The organism is Sphaerisporangium sp. NPDC051011 (assembly GCF_040653595.1).
In the GTDB taxonomy this organism is placed as follows: domain Bacteria; phylum Actinomycetota; class Actinomycetes; order Streptosporangiales; family Streptosporangiaceae; genus Sphaerisporangium.
Genome location: NZ_JBFAGG010000003.1, coordinates 513,317 through 533,324, shown reverse-complemented (window position 1 = coordinate 533,324; position 20,008 = coordinate 513,317). Strand labels below are relative to the sequence as shown.

14 protein-coding genes are annotated in these 20,008 nt (G+C 71.8%); 5 read left to right on the top strand and 9 right to left on the bottom strand.

Annotated features, from left to right (window positions below):
- Positions 1-26 precede the first annotated feature (26 nt).
- The gene (locus AB0H21_RS09665) at positions 27-836 is read left to right on the top strand and encodes an inositol monophosphatase (protein WP_358513927.1); all 810 of its coding nucleotides are present in this window, start codon (positions 27-29) and stop codon (positions 834-836) included.
- 6 nt (positions 837-842) lie between these two features.
- Here AB0H21_RS09665 and AB0H21_RS09660 read toward each other — a convergent pair whose 3' ends face one another.
- Entirely contained in the window at positions 843-2,033 is a 1,191-nt protein-coding gene (locus tag AB0H21_RS09660) for an SLC13 family permease (protein WP_358513925.1), read from the bottom strand.
- A 77-nt stretch (positions 2,034-2,110) separates the two neighbouring features.
- Here AB0H21_RS09660 and AB0H21_RS09655 point away from each other — a divergent pair, with 77 nt between their 5' ends.
- On the top strand, positions 2,111-8,011 hold the full coding sequence (locus AB0H21_RS09655) for a TIR domain-containing protein (RefSeq protein WP_358513923.1): 5,901 nt from the start codon (positions 2,111-2,113) through the stop codon (positions 8,009-8,011).
- A gap of 122 nt (positions 8,012-8,133) precedes the next feature.
- Here AB0H21_RS09655 and coaE read toward each other — a convergent pair whose 3' ends face one another.
- The 4 genes from coaE to AB0H21_RS09635 all read right to left on the bottom strand — a co-directional run bounded on the left by coaE (position 8,134) and on the right by AB0H21_RS09635 (position 12,129).
- Positions 8,134-8,739: a dephospho-CoA kinase gene (gene coaE / locus AB0H21_RS09650; protein ID WP_358513921.1), complete on the bottom strand. Its 606-nt coding sequence runs from the start codon at positions 8,737-8,739 to the stop codon at positions 8,134-8,136.
- A gap of 49 nt (positions 8,740-8,788) precedes the next feature.
- Positions 8,789-9,259 carry a GNAT family N-acetyltransferase gene (locus AB0H21_RS09645; protein WP_358513919.1) on the bottom strand — a complete coding sequence of 157 codons (471 nt, stop codon included), beginning with the start codon at positions 9,257-9,259 and terminating at the stop codon, positions 8,789-8,791.
- A 79-nt stretch (positions 9,260-9,338) separates the two neighbouring features.
- Complete coding sequence (rpsA, locus tag AB0H21_RS09640) at positions 9,339-10,817, bottom strand: 30S ribosomal protein S1 (RefSeq protein ID WP_358513917.1); 1,479 nt, start codon at positions 10,815-10,817, stop codon at positions 9,339-9,341.
- Positions 10,818-11,034: 217 nt separating this feature from the next.
- Positions 11,035-12,129: a polysaccharide deacetylase family protein gene (locus tag AB0H21_RS09635; protein WP_358513915.1), complete on the bottom strand. Its 1,095-nt coding sequence runs from the start codon at positions 12,127-12,129 to the stop codon at positions 11,035-11,037.
- A 103-nt stretch (positions 12,130-12,232) separates the two neighbouring features.
- Here AB0H21_RS09635 and AB0H21_RS09630 point away from each other — a divergent pair, with 103 nt between their 5' ends.
- Complete coding sequence (locus tag AB0H21_RS09630; RefSeq protein WP_358513913.1) at positions 12,233-13,033, top strand: DUF2127 domain-containing protein; 801 nt, start codon at positions 12,233-12,235, stop codon at positions 13,031-13,033.
- Between the two features lie 126 nt (positions 13,034-13,159).
- Here AB0H21_RS09630 and polA read toward each other — a convergent pair whose 3' ends face one another.
- Positions 13,160-15,862, bottom strand: a complete 2,703-nt coding sequence (polA, locus tag AB0H21_RS09625) for a DNA polymerase I (protein ID WP_358513911.1) — start codon at positions 15,860-15,862, stop codon at positions 13,160-13,162.
- A 167-nt stretch (positions 15,863-16,029) separates the two neighbouring features.
- On the opposite strand from polA, the gene AB0H21_RS09620 reads away from it, so the two are divergent.
- Complete coding sequence (locus tag AB0H21_RS09620) at positions 16,030-16,377, top strand: hotdog fold thioesterase (protein ID WP_358514240.1); 348 nt, start codon at positions 16,030-16,032, stop codon at positions 16,375-16,377.
- A gap of 283 nt (positions 16,378-16,660) precedes the next feature.
- Here the strand turns inward: AB0H21_RS09620 and AB0H21_RS09615 are convergent, their stop codons facing one another.
- The 3 genes from AB0H21_RS09615 to AB0H21_RS09605 form a co-directional block, all read right to left on the bottom strand.
- Entirely contained in the window at positions 16,661-17,473 is an 813-nt protein-coding gene (locus AB0H21_RS09615; RefSeq protein ID WP_358513909.1) for an amino acid ABC transporter ATP-binding protein, read from the bottom strand.
- Between the two features lie 5 nt (positions 17,474-17,478).
- Positions 17,479-18,264, bottom strand: coding sequence for an amino acid ABC transporter permease (locus AB0H21_RS09610; protein ID WP_358513907.1), 786 nt, complete (start codon positions 18,262-18,264; stop codon positions 17,479-17,481).
- An 85-nt stretch (positions 18,265-18,349) separates the two neighbouring features.
- A complete protein-coding gene (locus AB0H21_RS09605) occupies positions 18,350-19,189 on the bottom strand; it encodes a transporter substrate-binding domain-containing protein (protein WP_358513905.1) in 840 nt (279 codons plus the stop codon).
- 190 nt (positions 19,190-19,379) lie between these two features.
- Between AB0H21_RS09605 and AB0H21_RS09600 the strand changes: the two genes are divergently transcribed.
- Complete coding sequence (locus AB0H21_RS09600) at positions 19,380-19,940, top strand: DUF4352 domain-containing protein (protein ID WP_358513903.1); 561 nt, start codon at positions 19,380-19,382, stop codon at positions 19,938-19,940.
- The last annotated feature ends 68 nt before the right edge of the window (positions 19,941-20,008 follow it).

The following is a 20,008-nucleotide window of genomic DNA, read 5'->3' as shown; positions in this document are numbered from 1 at the left end:
CGGACCCCCGGACCTAGGAGGTTCCGATGGATCTCGATCACGCCCGCCGGGTGGCGGTGGCGGCCGTGGAGGCTGCGGGGGACCTGCTCAGGGAGCGCGTCTCGGGCGTGCTGGAGGTCCGTGCCAAGGCCGGGGGGGACATCGTCACCGACCTGGACGTGGCGGCGGAGAAGCTGCTGCTCGAACGCCTCCAGAGCGCCTTCCCCGATCATCGGGTGATCGCCGAGGAGTCGGGCATGTCGGGCGATCCGGACGGCGCGTGGACGTGGCTGGTGGATCCGCTGGACGGCACCAGCAACGTCGCGCTCGGGCTCCCGCTGTACGTGGTCGGGGTCGCCCTGTGCCACGAGGGCCTGCCGCGGCTCGGCGTCGTCCACGACCCGGTGGGACGGCGCACGTGGTCGGCCGTCCGGGGGGCGGGCGCGTCCGGGCCGAAGGGGCCGCTGGCCTGCCCGCGCTACGACGACGACCCGCGCGGGCCGGTGCTCGCCTGGACGCAGGGGCACGGCGTGGCCCGCGACGACCCCGCCCTGCGCGCGCTGAAGTCGGCGCTGGACGTACGCGCGCGGCGGGTGCTGCAGCTCTGGGCGCCGATGCTGGGCTGGGTGATGCTGGCGCGCGGGGACATCGACGCGGTGGTCGGCTACCGCGCCGAGGCGGTGGACCTGCCGGGCGGCCTGCTGATCGCCCAGGAGGCCGGCCTCACCGTGCGCGGCTTCGACGGGTCCCGGTTCGACGGGCGCACCGGGTTGCCGGCGGAGCGGCGCAGCTTCGTCGCCGCGCACCCGGCGCTGGTGGACGACCTGCTCGACCTCGTGGCGGCGGCCACCCGCTGAGCCCGGTCAGGAGGTCAGCAGGAGGGCCCCGATCGTGGCGGCGAGCCCGGTCACGGCCAGGCACACCCCCGTCAGGACGAACTTGAGCATCGGCACCCTGACCCCGCGGCGGCGGCACCACTCGAACCACAGCAGCGTGGCCAGCGACGCCCACGGGGTGATGACCGGGCCGACGTTGGTGCCGATGAGCAGGGACAGGAGCCGGCGGTGGTCGCCCGAGGGGACCACCGCCTCGCCCGCGGCGTAGGCGGGCAGGTTGTTGACGACGTTGGACAGTCCGGCCCCGGCGGCGGCGGCCCGGTAGTCGCCGAGGGCCCCGCCGCCGTCGCCGATGAGCCCGCGCATCAGGTCGCTCAGGCCGTAGCGGCTGAGCGTGGGGACCACCAGGAACAGCCCGGTCACGAAGACCAGGAGCTGCCACGGGAACAGCGCCCAGGTCAGCTTGGACGGGTCGCGCCAGGCGAAGGCGGCGATGACGATCACCGCGGCGACGGCGGCTGCGACGCCGATCTGGACGCCGGCGAGGATGGCCGCGATGAACAGCAGGCAGGCCCCGGCGGCGACCCCGAACAGCACCGGGTCCCCCACGGGGGCGGGCGGCGGCGGGACGTACCGGTCCTCGCCGCGTTCCCCGCGCCGCCAGTAGAAGATCCAGAGCAGCAGCATGGTCACCGCGATGGAGGCCGCCTGCGGGGCCCACATGCGCGCGGCGAAGTCCTGGGTGGACAGCCCGACCCGGCCCATGGCGAGCAGGTTGGTGAGATTGGAGACCGGCAGCAGCAGGCTCGCGGTGTTGGCCAGCCAGATCGTGGTCATGGCGAGCGGTAGGGCGGCGATGCGGGCGCGGGGCGCCAGGGCGAGCATGACGGGCGTCAGCAGCACCGCCGTCGTGTCGAGATTCAGAAATATCGTGACAAATGACGCGAAAGCCGTACAAAGCACGAAAAGTGCGGCGTAGTTGCCGCGGCCGATGATCGCCAGCCGCCCGGCGAGCACGTCGAAGACGTTCGCCTCCTTGGTCAGCTCGGCCAAGATGATCACCGCGGCCAGGAACAGCAGCAACGGCCCGATGCGCCGGACGTTGGCGGACGCCTCGGCGGCGGGCAGCAGGCCAGTGGCAACGCACAGCAGGCCCGTGGCGAGCACGCCGATCCTGACCCAGTCGAGGACGCTCGGCCGCCACTTCACGCGTGCCATGATCCCACACCGATGCAACACCGCTCGAATGATCCGAACCCTCGAAAGCCCCGGCCGCAGAGGAGATAATGACGCCGATGAACCCGCGCGCCGGCGTGGATGTCATACGGGAGGGGCCTCACCACGGCCTCGTGACCGCCGCGGGCGGGTTCGCGGGCGCCGGCCCCCGGACCGGAGGCGGGCGGAGGGCCGGGCGCGCGGCCGGCGAGGGCGGCGCGACGGCGGGACCAGGCGAGGGGTGCGCAGTGGACGACCGGGAAAGCACGCGGATCGACATCTTCGTGAGCTACTCGCCCGCCGACGAGCGCTGGGCGTCGTGGATCGCCTGGCAGCTCGAGTCCGCCGGGTACCGCACCATGCTCCAGGCCTGGGACTTCGTGCCGGGCACGAACTTCGTGGACTTCATGGACCGCGGGGTCAGCGAGGCCGGGCTGATCGTCGCGGTCCTGTCGCGCAACTACCTCGGCTCCCGGTTCGGGCGGCAGGAATGGCTCACCGCGTTCCGCGCCGACCCGGACAATCCCGGCAACCGGCTGGTGACGATCCGCATCGAGGACTGCCCGCTGGAGGGCCTGCTCTCCACGATCACCTGGGTGGACATGGTCGGCGTCTCCGACGCGGCCGAGGCCAGGTCGCTGCTGCTCAGCCGCATCCGCCACACCCTGGCGGGACGGGCCAAGCCCGCCGAGCAGCCCGGCTTCCCCGCCGTGCCCGCCAGGACGATCCCGGGCACCGTGGTGCGCGACGGCGCGGGCCGGGTCGCGGCCCCGGCGGTGGCGCCGCGCGGCGAGCCGGCCGGCGTCCGGGCGGCGCGCAGGACTCCCGTGACGCCGCCCGCGTTCCCCTCCGACGGCCCGGCGAGCGGCGAGCGCGAGGCGATCACGTTGTTGCACGTCGCCGGCCCCCGCTTCGGCCGCGGGCTGGCCGAGGCCGACGAGCCGCTCGGCGCCGGGGAGCTGCAGTCGAGCATCTGGGCCGACCTGACCCGCCTGGCGGACGCGGGCGTCCCCCGTCCCGACCTGCTGCTGGTCACCGGCGACCTCACCGCGTCCGGCAGCATCCGCGAGTACGGCGAGGCGCTGGCGTTCCTGACCGGGCTGCGCGTGCTGCTCGGGCTCGAACCGCGGCGCCTGGTGATCGTCCCGGGGCCGCGCGACGTCACCAAGGCCGCGAGCCGCGCCTACTTCGCCACCTGCGAGGCCGACGACGTGGCGCCGCAGCCGCCGTACTGGCCCAAATGGCGCCACTTCTCCGGCCTGTTCAAGGACGTCTACCAGGGGCTCACCGACCTCGACTTCGACAGCGCCCAGCCCTGGAGCCTGTTCGCCGAGCCCGGCCTGCGGGTCGTCGCCGCCGGGCTGAACTCCACCATGGCGATGAGCCATCGCGAGGAGGACTCCTACGGCTGGCTCGGCCAGGCCCAGGCCGCGTGGTTCGCCGAGCGCCTGCGCCCCTTCGAGGAGACCGGCTGGCTGCGCGTGGGCGTCCTCGGCCATCCCCCCGCCGCGCTGCGCGACGCCGACACGCTCGCCGAACTGCTCGGGCCCCGGCTCAACCTGCTGGTGCACGGCGGCGGCCCCGACGAGGTCGGCTGGATCGGCGAGGTGCCGTGCGTGCCGTCCCTGGCGCCGGGGCGCCACCAGATCATCGAGGTGAGTCCCGCGGGCCTTCGCCGCTGGGCGCGCGACCGTCCCACCCTTTCCCCGCCCCAGGAGCTCTCCTACGACCGGCGCGCGGTCCGGGGGACGTTCCCTCCGGCCGCCGCCCCTCGGGCCGCGCTGGACCCGCTGGAGGCCCCGCCGGACACCGGCGGCGAGCACGCCCGCGAGGCCGACCCCGCCGGCCTGCTGCTCGACAGGATCGCCGAGGTGTGCGAGACGCGCAGCGATCGGGCGCGCATCCGCAAGGTGCAAGGCGACCCGCCACACCTGCTCGTCACCCTCGCCGAGGACGGTTTCGTCCGCCAGCAGCTCATCGGGGCCCACGCCGGGCCGCTGACCGGCGAGGACGTCACGTCCTTCCTGCGGCACGTCCACGCGGCGGGGCTGGAGCACGGTTCCGAGCTGGTGTACCAGGGGCCGGCCCCGTCCCGGCAGGTCCGCGACGACGCGCTGCGCCTCGGCGTGCGCCTGCGCAGCTTCACCGAGTTCCAGGGGCTGCTCGACCTGTCCGAGCACGTCGCCGAGCAGAGCGCCCGGCTGCGCGACGACCGCCGCTACCCGCCGGCGCTGTACGTCCCGCAGCGGTTCCGCGAGGTCGACCGCGCGGTGGCGGGGGTGCGCGACGACCTCGCCGGCGAGCTGATGCGGCTGCTGGCGGCCGACCACGGCCGGTTCGTGCTGCTGCTCGGCGACTTCGGGCGCGGCAAGACGTTCGCGCTGCGCGAGGTGGCGCGCAGGATCCCCTCCGAACTCCCCCACCTGACGCCGATCTTCATCGAGCTGCGCGCCCTGGACAAGGCGCACTCGGTGGACGGCCTGGTCGCGGCCCACCTCGCCAACCACGGCGAGGAGCTGATCGACCTCAAGGCGTTCCACTACATGCTGCGCCAGGGCCGCATCGTCCTGCTGTTCGACGGTTTCGACGAGCTGGTCACCCGGGTCACCTACGAGCGCGCCGCCGACCATCTCGAGACGCTGCTCCAGGCGGCCGAGGACAAGGCCAAGATCGTGGTGGCGAGCCGCACCCAGCACTTCAAGTCGCACGCCCAGGTGCTGACGGCGCTCGGCGAGCGGGTCGGCACCCTGCCCCACCGGCGGGTGCTCAGCGTGGAGGAGTTCACCCCCGCGCAGGTCAGGGCGTACCTGCTCAACCGGTACGGCGGGGACGCGGACGCGGCCGGTGAGCGCATGAGCATGATCAACGGGATCAGCGACCTGCTCGGCCTGGCCCAGAACCCGCGCATGCTCAGCTTCATCGCCGACCTGCCCGACGACCGCCTGCGCGCGGCGGCCCAGGCGGGCGACACGCTCAGCGCGGCCGGGCTGTACGCCGAGATCCTCGACCACTGGCTGCGGTTCGAGGAACTGCGCACCCACGTGCCCGGGGCGCCGGGCGGCCTGACCGCCGGCGAGCTGTGGCGGGCGGCGACGACGCTGGCGCTGCGCCTGTGGGAGAGCGGCGAGGCCTACCTCCAACCCGCCGACCTCGCCGAGGTCGCCGAGACGCTGGCCGAGCTCGCCGGCAGCCGCCTGTCGGCAGGGCAGACCGCCCACGCGATGGGGACCGGCAGCCTGCTCGTCCGCACCGACGAGGGGCTGTTCGGCTTCATCCACGCCTCGGTGATGGAGTGGCTGGTCGCCCGGCACCTGGCCGGCCTCCTGGACGAGAACCTGTCACGGCGGCCCCTGTCGGCGCTGATCGTCGACTTCCTGTGCGACCTCGCCGACACCGCGCGGTTGCAGGCGTGGGCGGGCGCCACGCTCAGCGACCCGGAGGCGGACGACACCGGGCGGGCCAACGCCATCAAGGTCACCACCCGGCTGCGCACCCCCGCCCGTACGGACCTGCGCGGCGCCCGCCTGAGTGGCGAGGACCTGTCCTACCGCCACTTCGCCGGGGTGGACCTCACCGGGGCCGACCTGACCGACGCCCGGCTCGTCGGGACCAACCTGTCCCGGGCGGTCCTGCGCGACGCCCGCCTCGCCGGCGCCCGGCTCGACGAGGCCGTCCTGTCCGGGGCCGACCTGCGCGGCGCCGACCTCGGCCGGGCCCGGCTCTCGCGCGCCGACCTGCGCGACGTCTCCGTCGAGGGCGGGCGCTGGAACCGCGCGGCGCTCATCGACGTCACCGCCTCCCCCGGCCTGGCGTCGGACCCCGCGCTGCACGGCGCGGCGATCGTCCCCGGCCACCCGGTGACCCCCGAGCTCGCGCCGCCGCAGATCGGCGTGCCCTACGGGTACCACTACCAGAGCAGCCGCCTGCCCAGCCCCGTCGCCTACAGCCTCGACGGCGGGCTGCTCGCCCTCGGCAGCGAGGACGGCGGCGTGCTGATCTGCGACACCGTCACCGGCGCGCCGCTGCGCACCCTGCACGGCCACCGCGGCCGGGTGTACACGGTGGCGTACGGCCCGGACGTGCTGGTGACCGGCGCGGCCGACGGCGCCGTCCGCGTCTGGGACCCGCTCACCGGGGAGGTGCGCCACGCGCGCGCCGGGCACCCCGAGGGGGTCTGGCCGGTCGTGGTGAGCCCCGCCGGCGACCTGGTGGCGGCGGGCGGCGCCGACGGGGTGATCAACGTGTGGTCCGCCCTCACCGGCGCGCACGTCGCCACGCTGCCCGGCCACACCGCGCCGATCTACACCGTGGTCTTCCTGCCCGGCAGGCTCGTCACCGGCGACGCGGGTGGCGCGATCCGCGTCTGGGACCTCGCCACCGGCACCCTGGTCCACGCGCTGACCGGCCACCGCGGCACGGTGTACCGGCTGGTGCTCAGCCCGGACGGCCGCATGCTGGCCGCCGGGGACCACACCGGGGTCGTGCGCGTCTGGGACCCGCTCACCGGCGAGCCGCTGCACGACCTGCGCGGCCACACCGGCCGGGTGTACGCGCTGGACTTCCACCCGTCGGGGAACCTGCTCGCCTCGGGCGACACCTCGGGCGGGGTGCGGCTGTGGGACCCCCGCCACGGGCAGGCCGTCAGCGTGCTGCACGGGCATTCCGGGGCGGTCTACCAGGTCCTGTTCTCCCCGGACGGCGGGGTGCTGGCCACCGGCGACAGCGACGGCGTCGTGCGCATGTGGGACCCGGAGACAGGCCGCCGGCGCGCCGAACTGGCCGGGCACCGCGGGTCGGTGTGGCCGTTCGCCTTCCGCCCGGACGGCCGCCAGCTCGCCACGGCCAGCAACGACGGCACGGCCCGCCTCTGGGACCCCGGCAGCGGCCAGTGCCGGCACACGCTGCGCGGCCACGGCCGCCGCATCACCGCCGCGCGGTTCAGCGCGGACGGCACCATGCTCGCCACCTGCGGCAACGACGGCTACGTCCGGTTGTGGGACCCGCGCACCGGACGCCGCCTGCGCGAGCTCACCGGCTCGGCCGACCGCCTCATCTCCGCCATCTTCAGCCCGGCCGGCCCGCTGCTGGCCACCGCCAGCAACGACGGCGGCATCTACCTGTGGAACCTGTCCTCCCCCGCCTTCGAGCGCGAGCTCGACGTCGAGACCGACCACGTCTGGGCCGAGGCGTTCAGCCCTGACGGCGAGATCCTCGCCACGGCCAACGACGACGACAGCGTCCGCCTGTGGTACCGCACCTCGGGCCGCGAGGTCGGCAGCCTCGCCGAGCACCGCGGGCGCGTGCGCGCGATCGCCTTCAGCCCGGACGGCGCCACCATCGCCACCGGCTGCGACGACCGCATGGTGCGGCTGTGGGACGCCGGGACCGGCATGCGCCTGGCCACCCTGGACGGGCACTCCGACCGCGTGTACGCCGTGCGGTTCGACCCGGCCGGCAGGCTGCTCGCCAGCGCCGGCAACGACGGGACGGCCCGCGTCTGGCGGCTCGGCGCCGAGGGCGGGGCCTGGTCGGCCGACCCGCTGCACACGTTACGGCGGCACACCGGGCGGCTGTGGACGCTGGACTTCAGCCCCGACGGCGCCATGCTGGCCACCGGCGGGGACGACCTGGTCGTCCGGCTGTGGGACGCCGGTTCCGGCTCCCACCTGCACACGCTGGTCGGCCACACCCGCCGGATCGGCTCGGTGGCCTTCAGTCCCTCGGGCGACCGGCTGGCCAGCGCGGGCGACGACGGCGTGGTGATCCTCTGGGACCTCACCGGCGAGACGCCGGTCCGGCGGGCCACGCTGCTCGGCCTGCCCGAGGGGTGGGCGGCGTTCAGCCCCGACGGCCGGTACAAGACCGAGGGGGACGTCGCCGGGCAGTTCTGGTTCGTGGCCGGCATGTGCCGGTTCGACCCCGGCGAGCTGGACCCCTACCTCCCGAACGTGCGCCAGATTCCCCTCGACGCCGAATTCTGAGGCCGCCCGCAGTCCCGAGCCCGGCCCGAGCCGTGAGCCCATCCGGCGTCCGTCCGGCCTCCATCTGGTGTCGGTCCGGCCTCCGTCCGGCGTCCGTCCGGTGCGGCCCGCGCGTTTTAGCGTCAGGCGGGGCGGTCGCGGCGGGCCTGGAGGTCCTCCCACACCTCGGCGACGCGCGCGTCCAGATCGCCGAGGCCGCCCTCGTTCGCCACGACGATGTCGGCGATCTTGAGCCGGTCCTCCCGGGAGGCCTGGGCCCTGATCCGCGCCAGGGCGTCCTCCCGCGCCATGCCGCGCTGCGACACCAGGCGCTCCAGGCGCACCTCGTCGGGGGCGTCCACCACGATCACCAGGTCGTACATCGGCGCCAGGCCGTTCTCGGCGAGCAGCGGCACGTCGTACACCACGACGGCGTCCGCCGGGGTCCGCCGTTGCAGCTCGGCCATGCGCTCCCCCACCCTCGGGTGGACGATCGCGTTGAGCCGCTTGAGCTTCTCGGGGTCGGGGAACACGATCTGGCCGAGTTTCTCCCGGTTGAGCGTGCCGTCCTCGCGCAGCACACCCGGGCCGAACTCCTCGACGACGAGGGCCAGGCCGCTCGTGCCCGGCTCGACAACCTCCCGCGCGATCTTGTCGGCGTCGATGACCACCGCGCCGTGGCCGGCCAGGCGCCGGGACACCTCGCTCTTCCCCGATCCGATCCCGCCCGTGAGCCCGATCTTCAGCATGCACGGAAGGGTAGCCAACGCGGTTGGCCGGGGCCTCCCCGAGGTGCCGTCAGGCGGGCTTCCTCATGTGGACCAGGGTGAGGTGCTCGTGGACGCGCTCGCGCCGCGTCTCGCGGTAGCCGAGGCGGCGGTACAGCCGCAGGTTGCCCTCCGAGAGGTGGCCGGTGAACAGGCCGAACGCCTCGGCCTCCGCGCCGAGCTCGCGCTCGATCTCGCCCATCAGCGCCGTCCCGAGGCCCCGGCCCTGGTGGTCGGGGGCGACCACCAGCCGCCCGATGACGCCGGTGCGGTCGGCGAGCCGCCCGCGCACCGCGCCGACGATGCGGTCGCCTCCGAGGGCCCCTCCGAGGGCCTTCAGGACGGTCGAGGAGCCGATCGTCGCGCGCATCTGATCCAGCGACTCCACCAGCGGCGCGATGAACGGGTCGCCGTAGAGCTGGGCCTCGGTCACATAGGCGGCGCGCTGGAGGGTGAGGATCTCTCCGGCGTCCTCGGGCAGGGCCCGCTCGATCCGCGTCACCCGCCCACTTTAGGGCGGAAACGGGGAAGGGCCCCACCGGATCGATCGGTGGAGCCCTTCTCGTGGTGCTGTCGGAGCGTCAGCTCTGGCCGCCCGCGAGCTTCTCGCGGAGCGCCGCCAGGGCCTCGTCGGACGCCAGGGCGCCCGCGGCCGGGGCCGCGCCGCCACCGCTCGACGCCGGAGCCGTCTCACCGGAGTAGGTGGACGCGCCGGCCGCCTGAGCCTCTTCCTGACGGGCCTTCTCGACCTGCGACTTGTGGGCCTCGAAGCGGGTCTGGGCCTCGGCGTACTGCCGCTCCCACTCCTCGCGCTGCTTCTCGAAGCCTTCCAGCCACTCGCCGGTCTCGGGGTCGAAGCCGTCGGGGTAGATGTAGTTGCCCTGATCGTCGTACGTGGCCGCCATGCCGTAGAGCGTGGGGTCGAACTCGACGTCGGCACCGATCGCGCCCTCGTTCGCCTGCTTCAGCGACAGGGAGATGCGACGGCGGTCGAGGTCGATGTCGATGATCTTGACGAAGATCTCGTCGCCGACCTGGACGACCTGCTCGGGGATCTCGACGTGGCGCTCGGCCAGCTCGGAGATGTGGACCAGGCCCTCGATGCCCTCCTCGACGCGGACGAACGCACCGAACGGCACCAGCTTGGTGACCCGGCCGGGGACGACCTGGCCGATCTGGTGCGTGCGGGCGAACTGCTGCCAGGGGTCCTCCTGCGTCGCCTTGAGCGACAGGGAGACCCGCTCGCGCTCCATGTCGACGTCGAGCACCTCGACGGTGACCTCCTGGCCGACCTCGACGACCTCGGAGGGGTGGTCGATGTGCTTCCAGGAGAGCTCGGAGACGTGGACCAGACCGTCCACACCGCCGAGGTCGACGAAGGCGCCGAAGTTGACGATCGAAGAGACGACGCCCTTGCGGACCTGCCCCTTCTGGAGGGTGTTGAGGAAGGTCTGGCGAACCTCGGACTGGGTCTGCTCCAGCCAGGCGCGGCGGGACAGGACCACGTTGTTGCGGTTCTTGTCCAGCTCTATGATCTTCGCCTCGAGCTCGCGCCCGACATACGGCTGCAGGTCGCGGACCCGCCGCATCTCCACCAGAGATGCCGGGAGGAAGCCGCGCAGGCCGATGTCCAGGATGAGACCACCCTTGACGACCTCGATGACCGTGCCGGTGACGATGCCGTCCTCGTCCTTGATCTTCTCGATCGTGCCCCAGGCGCGCTCGTACTGGGCGCGCTTCTTGGACAGGATGAGACGGCCTTCCTTGTCCTCCTTCTGGAGAACAAGCGCCTCGACGTGCTCCCCGACCTCGACGACCTCGGCCGGGTCGACATCGTGCTTGATCGAGAGCTCACGCGAGGGGATGACGCCCTCGGTCTTGTAGCCGATGTCGAGCAAGACCTCGTCTCGATCGACCTTGACGACGGTGCCTTCGACGATGTCGCCGTCGTTGAAGTACTTGATGGTCTCGTCGATCGCGGCGAGGAAGGCCTCCTCGGAACCGATGTCGTTGACCGCTACCTGCGGGGTGTTCGAGGTGGCCTCGGTGCTGCTCGTCATGTGTGGAATTGCTCCGAACGCGGACAGGTGTCGATGTGGCGGACGCGCGGCAGGCCCTTCATCGTTCAAGCCGAGGATGGTCGGATGACCCGTGGTCGACATGACCGAGCGCGAGCCCGCTCCGTCCGAGGCACGCGAGCCCACAGCGCAGCGATCAGCATATGAGAGTACGCGGGCGTGGTCAATCTGGCGCCCACCCGCACAACCCCGTCAACCCCTAGTAAGCGATCGCCACCCCGCGGAGCTTTGCCTGGATCTTACCCTGAAATCGACGGGGCATGGAGACGTGTGTGAGATCGCCGTCCGAGGTGTACCGCCTGCCCGGATGCTTGTCGAGCCACCCGAGCCAGTACTCGGAGCACCACTTGCGGCACTCCCCCTTTTTACCGTTGGACTGGATTCTCGGGATGTTATAGGGGTCGTAGTCCTTCGCGTACGGCGAAATCGCGGGTTGGGCCCCGGCGAGGAAGACCGCGTCGAAGTCGTACTTCGTGCCGTCCCACTTCCCCTCGCGCGCACCCGAGCGCTTCTTCGGCCGACTGCCGTAGGGCAGGGCGAAGGTCGGCGTGCGGGGAGCTCCCAGGGAGTCGAGCAGCCGCTGCTGGCGGACGATCGCCTCGCTCACCTTCTTGGCGGTCAGCCGGTGAAGATCGGGGTGGGAGTGGGTGTGGTTGCCCACCTCGAAGCCGTGCTCCACCAGCCACTGGACGGCCGCCGCCTGGCGCGCGTGGTCGCGCAGGCCGAAGGGGGCCCTGTTGATCCAGAAGGTGGCCACCGGCCGGAAGCCGGGGAACTTCTCCGCGACGTCGAAGATGATCCGCACGGCGGTGCCCGGCTTGGGCCGGCCGTCGGAACCGAGGGCGAAGTGCGAGGGGTGGCCGTCGTCGAAGGTGAGCACCACCGGGTGCGCGCCCGCCGGGACGTCGATGGCGCCCTCGGCGAACTCCGCCGCGGTGATCGGCACGTAGCCGCTCCGGGCGAGTCTCTCCAGCTCGTGCCGCAACTGGTCGGGTGTGCGGTCGATCGAGGCGAGCCGCTTCTTCAGGATGCGGTGGTACATGAGCACCGGGATCATGCCGAGCTCGTTGGCCCGGGCCTGGCGCGCCGACTCGGGGGTCGCCGGCGGCGGGGCGGACGGGGATGGGGACGGGGGCGGGGCGGGCGAAGCGGCGGGCCCGGCGAGGTCGGTGGCCGGGGCGTCGCCGTCGTCGCCTCCCAGGGGGTACACCAGCAGCAGCACCACGGCGGCGACGATCACGACGCCGACGTTCACGATGGCGATGACGGGTGTCAGGCCGGGCGTGGGGCGCACTAGTTATCTCCAGGATCGGCGGCAGGTCGTTTTTCTGCCAGGACAGCACGTTCGGCCTCGTCTGGAGCCAGCGTACACGTCTAGCATGTGTTGAAATTTGACCGTGAACTGGAGTCTGCGCGCCTGTGGCCGGCACGGCCACGTAACCTATGCCCCGGCCGAGGAGGCGCTTCGCGAGCGTCTGAGGGCCGAGACGGCGCTCGGGGAGGCGTGGCGGTGCCTGCGGTGCGGCGACTTCACCCTGGGCGCGCCGCACGGCTCGGGGCCCGCCGCCGACGCCCCCATCGTCCTGCGCGGCAAGGCGCTGCGCGACGCGACCATCCTGCGCGTGCTGGCGGTGTTCCGCTGGGGCAAGGGGCTGCTCGTGCTGGCGGCGGCGTTCGGCGTCTGGCGCTTCCGCGCCCACCACGACGCCATCAACCTGGCGTTCAACGAGGACCTGCCGCTGCTGCAACCGCTCGCCGACAAGATCGGGTGGAACCTGGAGGAGTCGGGCGTGGTGCACACGCTGCGCACGGTGCTGGCCGCCGAGACCCGGACGCTGACGTGGATCGTCACCGGCCTGCTGGTGTTCGGGGCGCTGCTGATGGCCGAGGGCTTCGGCCTGTGGCTGCTGAAGCGCTGGGGCGAGTACTTCGCCGTGGTGGCGACGTCGCTGTTCGTCCCGATCGAGATCTACGAGATCGTCGAGAAGGTCACCTGGCTGAGGATCGTCGTCTTGATGATCAACCTGGCGGCGGTGGCGTACATCCTGCTGACGAAACGCCTGTTCGGCCTGCGGGGCGGGCACGCCGCGCACGAGGCCGAGCGCCACGAGACGAGCCTGCTGGAGGTGGAGACCGCCGCTCTGAACCAGACGATCAGCGGCCGCCACTCCCCCGTCCTGTCATCCCCGGCGGACTGACCCGCCGCCCGCGTCGCGCGCCCGCCCGTGGAGCCGCCGGCCGCACGGCAGCGGGTGCGCGACGCCGGCCCGTGGAGCCGCCGCCCCCGGGACCCGGGTCGGCCGTGGCGACCCGGGCCGCGCGGGTCAGTGTCCGGCGTCCTGCCAGGTGCGGCCGACGCCCACCGAGACGTCCAGCGGGACGCGCAGCTCGTACGCCGCGCACATCTGGGACACGACCAGCTCGCGCAGCGCCTCCAGCTCGCCCGGCGCCACCTCGAAGACGAGCTCGTCATGGACCTGCAGCAGCATGCGCGAGCGCAGCCCGCCCTCGTGCAGGGCCCGCTGGACGTTCAGCATGGCGACCTTGATGATGTCGGCGGCCGACCCCTGGATCGGGGCGTTGAGCGCCATGCGCTCGGCCATCTCGCGGCGCTGCCGGTTGTCGCTGGTGAGGTCGGGCAGGTAGCGACGGCGGCCGAGGATGGTCTCGGTGTAGCCGTCGTGGCGGGCCTGCGCGACGATCGCCTCCAGGTAGTCGCGGACGCCGCCGAACTCCTCGAAGTACTCGTTCTTGAGCGCGCGGGCCTCGGCGACCGGGATGTTGAGCTGGCCGGACAGCCCGAAGTCGGACAGGCCGTACGCCAGGCCGTAGTTCATCGCCTTGATGCGGGCGCGCAACTCGCCGCCGACCTGCTCCGGCGGAATGTCGAACACCCGCGAGGCTGTGGCCTGGTGGAAGTCGTGCCCCGACTCGAACGCGGCGATCAGCGCCGCGTCGCCCGACAGGTGCGCCATGATGCGCAGCTCGATCTGGCTGTAGTCGGCGGTGAGCAGGCTCTCGTACCCCTCCCCCACGATGAAGCCCTGGCGGATGCGCCGCCCCTCGGCCGTACGGATGGGGATGTTCTGCAGGTTGGGCTTCTCCGACGACAGACGCCCGGTGGCCGCGATGATCTGGTTGTAGGTGGTGTGGATGCGCCCGTCGTCGGCGACCTCTTTGATCAGACCCTCGACGGTGACGCGGAGCTTGGTCTGGTCGCGGTGGCGCAGCAGGATGGTGGGCAGCTCGTTGTCGGTCTGGGTGGCGAGCGTCGCCAGCGCGTCCGCGTCGGTCGTGTAGCCGGTCTTGATCTTCTTCGTCTTCGGCAGGCCGAGCTTGACGAACAGGATCTCCTGGAGCTGCTTGGGCGAGCCGAGGTTGAACTGCTCGCCGACCACCCGGTGGGCCTCCTCGACGGCCTGCTTGACGGCGGCGCCGAACTCGGCCTCGAGCCCGGTGAAGTAGGCGTGGTCGGCGGCGATGCCGGCGCGCTCCAACTCGGCGAGCACGCGCACGAGCGGCAGCTCGACCTCGCGCATCAGCCGGATGCCGCCCCGGGGCTCCAGGTGCGCCTCCAGCGCGTCGGCGAGTTCCTGGACGGCCTGGGCGCGGACCCCGAGCTCCTGGCCGGCGTTCTCCTCGGGGTCGTCGAACAGGGCGGCCTGGCCGCCGGTGTCGGCCTCGGCTCGCAGCTCGCGGTGCAGGTAGCGCAGGACGAGATCGTCCAGGGGGAAGGAGCGCTGGCCGGGCATGGCGAGGTAGGCCGCCAGGGCGGTGTCGCACGTCAGGCCGCGCATGTCGAACCCCTGGGCCCACAGGGCGAGCAGGGGGCCCTTGGCGTCGTGCAGGGCCTTCGGGGCGGACTCGTCGTCGAGCCACCGCCCGAGGGCGGCCTCGTCGGCGGGGGTCAGCTCGGTGAGATCGATGTAGGCCGCACGGCGGAGCCCCTCGGAGTCGGCGGGGGCCGCGACCGCCAGGCCGTCCAGCCTGCCGGTGCCGCTGCCGTAGGCGCCCTTGACGGCGATGCCGGCCCGGCCCTGCGGCATCTCGGCCAGCCAGGCCTCGACCTCGCCGGGGCCGAGCGTCACGACCTCGACGTCGAAGCCTTCCTCGGCCTCGGGCTCGGCGGTGCCGATGCTCTGGTACAGCCGGTCGCGCAGGACCCGGAACTGCAGGGTGTCGAAGAGCTTGTGGATCTCGTCGCGGTCCCACTGGCCCATCTTCAGGCCCTCGACGTCGGCCTCCAGCGGGACGTCGCGCCGCAGCTCGGTGAGCTGGCGGTTGTGGATGACCTGGCCGAGGTGCTCGCGCAGCTTGTCGCCGACCTTGCCCTTGACCTCGTCGACGCGGTCGACCAGCTCGGTGAGCGAGCCGAACTCCTGGATCCATTTGGTGGCGGTCTTCTCGCCCACGCTGGGGATGCTCGGCAGGTTGTCGCTCGGGTCGCCGCGCAGCGCCGCGAAGTCGGGATACTGCCGCGGGGTCAGGCCGTACTTCTCGGTGACGGCGGCGGGGTCGAAGCGGGTCATGTCGCTGATGCCGCGGCGGGTCATCAGCAGCGTGACGCGGTCGTCGACGAGCTGGAGGGCGTCGCGGTCGCCGGTGACGATCAGGACGTTCATGCCCTGCTCGGACGCGCGGTGGGCGAGCGTGGCGATCAGGTCGTCGGCCTCGTAGCCGGCGAGCGAGAGATAGGGGATGCGCAGCGCGTCGAGCACCTCGAAGATCAGGCTCACCTGGCCGCGGAAGTCCTCCGGGGTCTCCTGGCGGTTGGCCTTGTAGTGCTCGTACGCCTCGTGCCGGAAGGTGGGCTCCGACCGGTCGAAGCACACGACGACGTGGGTGGGCTTCTCGTCGCGCAGGACGTTGATGAGCATCGAGGTGAAGCCGTACACCGCCTCGGTGTGCTGGCCCTCGGTCGTCATCAGGTTGGCTTCCTTGAGCGCGTAGAACGCCCGGTACGCCAGTGAATGCCCGTCGAGCAGGAGCAGGCAGGGACGTGTGGGGGTCGGTTCCTTCTTCGGCACACCCGCAGCCTAGTCTCCATGTACGACAGAACTCCCCTCGATGTGCGACTGGAGGGCTTGCCTTGACCATGCAGAACCCCGGGCCGAACCCGGAGCCGGACCCCGGGGACCTGACCCGGCCGGCCACCCTGCACGGCGGCGACCACTACGGGGCGCTGGTCGAGAGCATGGGCATCGAGTTCCTCGAGGTCACGGCCGAGCGCGTGGTGGCGCGCATGCCGGTCAAGGGGAACACCCAGCCGTACGGCCTGCTGCACGGGGGCGCCTCGTGCGTCCTGGCCGAGACGATCGGCTCCACCGGCGCGGCCCTGCACGCCGGGCCGGGGCGGGTGGCCGTGGGGATCGAGATCAACGCGACCCACCACCGCTCCGCGCGGGCCGGGTACGTGACGGGCGTGGCCACGTGGCTGCACGGCGGGCGGAGCCTGGCGACCTACGACATCTCGATCACCGACGACGAGGGACGACTGGTGTGCACGTCCCGGCTTACGTGCATGATCCGTGACACGCCGTGAAATTCGCCCCGTATCGGGGCACGATTTAGCACTCTCTTTGCACGGGGGCGTCCCGGCTCGCTAGCGTTGTGACGCCAGAGCCCGTGGGTGATCGAGTAGACAACGTGTGCGGCCGGGGAAGCCCTACATGGCCCCAAAGATCACCCGCGGGCTCCTCGCGCCGACCTGGCCTGGCGCGCCGGGCGGTCGGCGCGGGACGACCCCCGCGGCAGGGATGCCGGCGGGGGTCGTGAACGCCTCGCATGCCTCGCCGGAGGTCCCCGGCGCGACCGCGATCCGCGGCTCAGCCTCCGGCGGACCCGGGCGCCGTCGCCCTGCCCCCGCCGTCCGCGCCCGCCGCGCCGTCGTCGTCGGAATGCGTCGGATCGAGCACGCGCCGCAGGAACGTGCGGGTGCGCGCGTGCTGCGGGTCGCCGATCACCTGCTCGGGCGGGCCCTCCTCGACGATCACCCCGCCGTCCATGAACACCACGCGGTCGGCGACCTCGCGCGCGAAGCTCATCTCGTGGGTGACCACCAGCATCGTCATTCCGTCCTGGGCCAGCTTGCGCATCACCGACAGGACGTCGCCGACCAGCTCGGGGTCGAGCGCGGACGTCGGCTCGTCGAAGAGCATCAGCGCGGGGTCCATGGCGAGGGCACGGGCGATGGCCACGCGCTGCTGCTGGCCACCGGACAGCTGCGGCGGGTAGTTGTCGCGCTTCGCGCCGACGCCCACCTTGTCCAGGTTCTCCCGGGCGATCCGCTCCGCCTCCGCCTTGCCGCGCTTGAGCACGCGGCGCTGGGCGATCATGACGTTCTGCAGCACCGTCATGTGCGGGAACAGGTTGAACGACTGGAACACCATGCCGAGCCTGCGCCGGGCGGCGTCGATGTCGACGTCGGGGTCGGTGAGCTCGACGCCGCCGACCGTGACCTTGCCCTTGGTGGGCTGCTCCAGCAGGTTCACGCAGCGCAGCAACGTCGACTTGCCCGAGCCCGAGGGGCCGATGACGCAGACCACCTGCCCCTCGTCCACGGTGAAGTCGACGCCCTTGAGCACCTCCAGGGAACCGAACGACTTGTGCAGGTCCTTGATCTCGACCGCGTGCGCCATCGGGCTCACCGTCCCTTCGCCTGACGCTTTTCGAGGCGTCTCGCCAGGTACCCCAGCGGGATGGTGACGAGCAGGTACGTCAGGCCGACCACCATGATCGGAGTGGCGTTCGCCGTCGTCGAGGCGAGGTCGTTGCCGAACTTCGTGAGCTCGACGTACTCACTGCTCACGCCGAGGAACAGCACGAGCGAGGAGTCCTTGAGCAGGGCGACGAACTGGTTGGTCGTCGGCGGGATCACGATGCGGATGGCCTGCGGGATGACCACCGAGATCATGGCCCGCGAGTGGGACATGCCGAGCGAGCGGGCCGCCTCGGTCTGGCCCCTCGGCACGGCCTGCAGGCCCGCGCGCAGCGTCTCGGCCATATAGGCGGCGTTGACGACGGTGAGACCGAGGATGCCCTGGCCGTAGATGCCGCCGGGCACCTGGAAGCCGGGCAGGGCCAGCGGCAGGAACAGGATCAGCAGGAAGATCAGCAGGGCGGGCAGGCCGCGGAAGATCTCGATGTAGATCGTCGCGATCCAGCGGTAGGGCCGCACGGAGGACATGCGCATGAGGGCGAGCAGCAGGCCGCCCAGGGAACCGAAGACGAAGCCGCCGACGGAGTAGATGATCGTGTTCTTGAGCGCGACCGTGAACACGTCGGGGAACGCCTGCTTCGCCACGTCCCACTTGGCGAAGTTCTGGGCGAGCCCCTCCCAGTTGGTGAGGAGGGCGATGGCGACCGCCGCGGCGATCAGCACGACGTACTGGACGCCGCGGCTGACGCGCTGCCGCTTCCGGGGGCTCATCCGGGTCCTGCCGGGCCCTGTCCTGTCAGGTACGGGCCCGGCAGGACCGGCGGGACCGGCCGCCATGGACTGATCGGTCATGAGGTCAGGAGACTCCAAGCTCGCCGGGCTTCTTGCCGAACCACTTGACGTAGATCTGCTCGTAGGTGCCGTCCGACTTGGCCTTGGCGATCTCGTCGTTGATCGTCTTGGCGAGCGCGTCGTTGCCCAGCTTCATGCCGATGCCGTACTGCTCACCGGTGTCGAGGCTGGCGACCAGCTCGAACTTGTCGGCGATCTCCGGCTTCTTCAGCCAGGTGAGCACGACCGGCAGGTCCTGGACGATCACGTCCGCCTGTCCCGACTGCAGGCCGAGCAGCTCCTTCGGGGAGTCGGCGAACTCGGTCGGGTTGAAGCCCTTGCCCTTGACGTAGTCGAGGCCGGTGGTGGAGGCCTGCGCGCCCAGCTTGAGGTTCTTCGCCTTCACGTCGTCGAGCGACTTCACGCCCGTACCCTTCTTGGCGAGCAGCGCCTGCGTCGCGTCGAAGTACGGGTCGGAGAACAGCATGTTCTTCTTGCGCTCGTCTGTGATCGTCATGCCGGCCGCGGCGACGTCGCACTTGCCGGCGTTCAGCGCGGCGCCGCTCTTGATCACCGCGAAGTCGATGTCGACGACGTCCTGTGTCACGCCGAGCTTCTTGGCGGCGAGGTCGACGATGTCCACGTCGAACCCGACGACCTTGTCGCCCTCCTTGAACTGGAAGGGCTCGTAGGGCAGGTTCGTGCAGGTCGTGAGCTTGCCAGGGTTGATCAGCTTGATCCCCGAGGCGTCGGTGCCGCCCGCGGGCGCGCCCGCGCTGCTGCTCGCGCTGGTGTCGGAACCGCCACCACCACAGGCCGAGAGAAGACATGCGGCGCCCACCGCGACCGCCCCGATTGATGTCATACGGCGACGCCTGGACCAAAAGACCACAACGTCCTCCTCTTTAGCTGCATGTCGGAGTTAAGTTAACTTACCGTAACCCTGGCCATGGTCCCGCACCTGGTCACCTGGGGTATTACCGGAAAGAAACGATCGCACAACACCTCTCACATCCTGGTGCTCCGGCCTGCGTGGCGAAGCCTAGAGTTCGAACGTGCGGGCACCCTCCGTCATGTTGAGTTCCACGGCCCTTCTCGCCTTTCTGGCCGCGGGTCTGGTCACGGGCTGCTCCGGTACCCCCGCCGAGCCGGTCGCGACGCCGTCTCCCACTTACGTGATCCCGCCGCAGACGGCACGGCCGGACGAGAAGGTCATCACGGCGGCCCCGGTCGTCGACGGCCAGATGCGGTTCCGCGTCCTGTCGTTCCAGGACGGCATGCCGAGCATGTTCGGCAGCCACGCCGAGTGGAACGCCAAGGGCCGGTACGCCCGGGTGCGCGTCCTCATCGAGAGCACCGACCGGACGAACCAGAAGTTCGACGCCAAGCAGCAACTGCTGGTCGCGGCCGACGGGCGCACCTTCCACGTCGACGGCTTCGCCCAGGCGATCAAGCGGCAGCCCGACGAGCTGCCCGTGGGCAGCTTCGTCCGCATGGAGTTCGACCTGTGGTACGACGTGCCCAAGGACGCGCGCATCACCAAGATCCGCTTCGTCGCCGACCCGCCTCTCGGCGCGATCGGCCCGTCCAAGGGCGTCGACGTCGCGCTGCGCTGACTCCTTCTCCGGCACGACCCCGCCGCGCCCGTGAGTCTGCCACGGCCGCGGCGGGCTCCGCACGACAC

Coding starts and splice junctions, on each gene's coding strand:
- AB0H21_RS09665 (WP_358513927.1), top strand. CDS start 27: ATGGATCTCGATCACGCCCGCCGGGTGGCGGTGGCGGCCGTGGAGGCT.
- AB0H21_RS09660 (WP_358513925.1), bottom strand. CDS start 2,033: ATGGCACGCGTGAAGTGGCGGCCGAGCGTCCTCGACTGGGTCAGGATC.
- AB0H21_RS09655 (WP_358513923.1), top strand. CDS start 2,111: ATGAACCCGCGCGCCGGCGTGGATGTCATACGGGAGGGGCCTCACCAC.
- coaE (WP_358513921.1), bottom strand. CDS start 8,739: ATGCTGAAGATCGGGCTCACGGGCGGGATCGGATCGGGGAAGAGCGAG.
- rpsA (WP_358513917.1), bottom strand. CDS start 10,817: ATGACGAGCAGCACCGAGGCCACCTCGAACACCCCGCAGGTAGCGGTC.
- AB0H21_RS09620 (WP_358514240.1), top strand. CDS start 16,030: ATGGGCATCGAGTTCCTCGAGGTCACGGCCGAGCGCGTGGTGGCGCGC.
- AB0H21_RS09615 (WP_358513909.1), bottom strand. CDS start 17,473: ATGGCGCACGCGGTCGAGATCAAGGACCTGCACAAGTCGTTCGGTTCC.
- AB0H21_RS09610 (WP_358513907.1), bottom strand. CDS start 18,264: ATGAGCCCCCGGAAGCGGCAGCGCGTCAGCCGCGGCGTCCAGTACGTC.
- AB0H21_RS09605 (WP_358513905.1), bottom strand. CDS start 19,189: ATGACATCAATCGGGGCGGTCGCGGTGGGCGCCGCATGTCTTCTCTCG.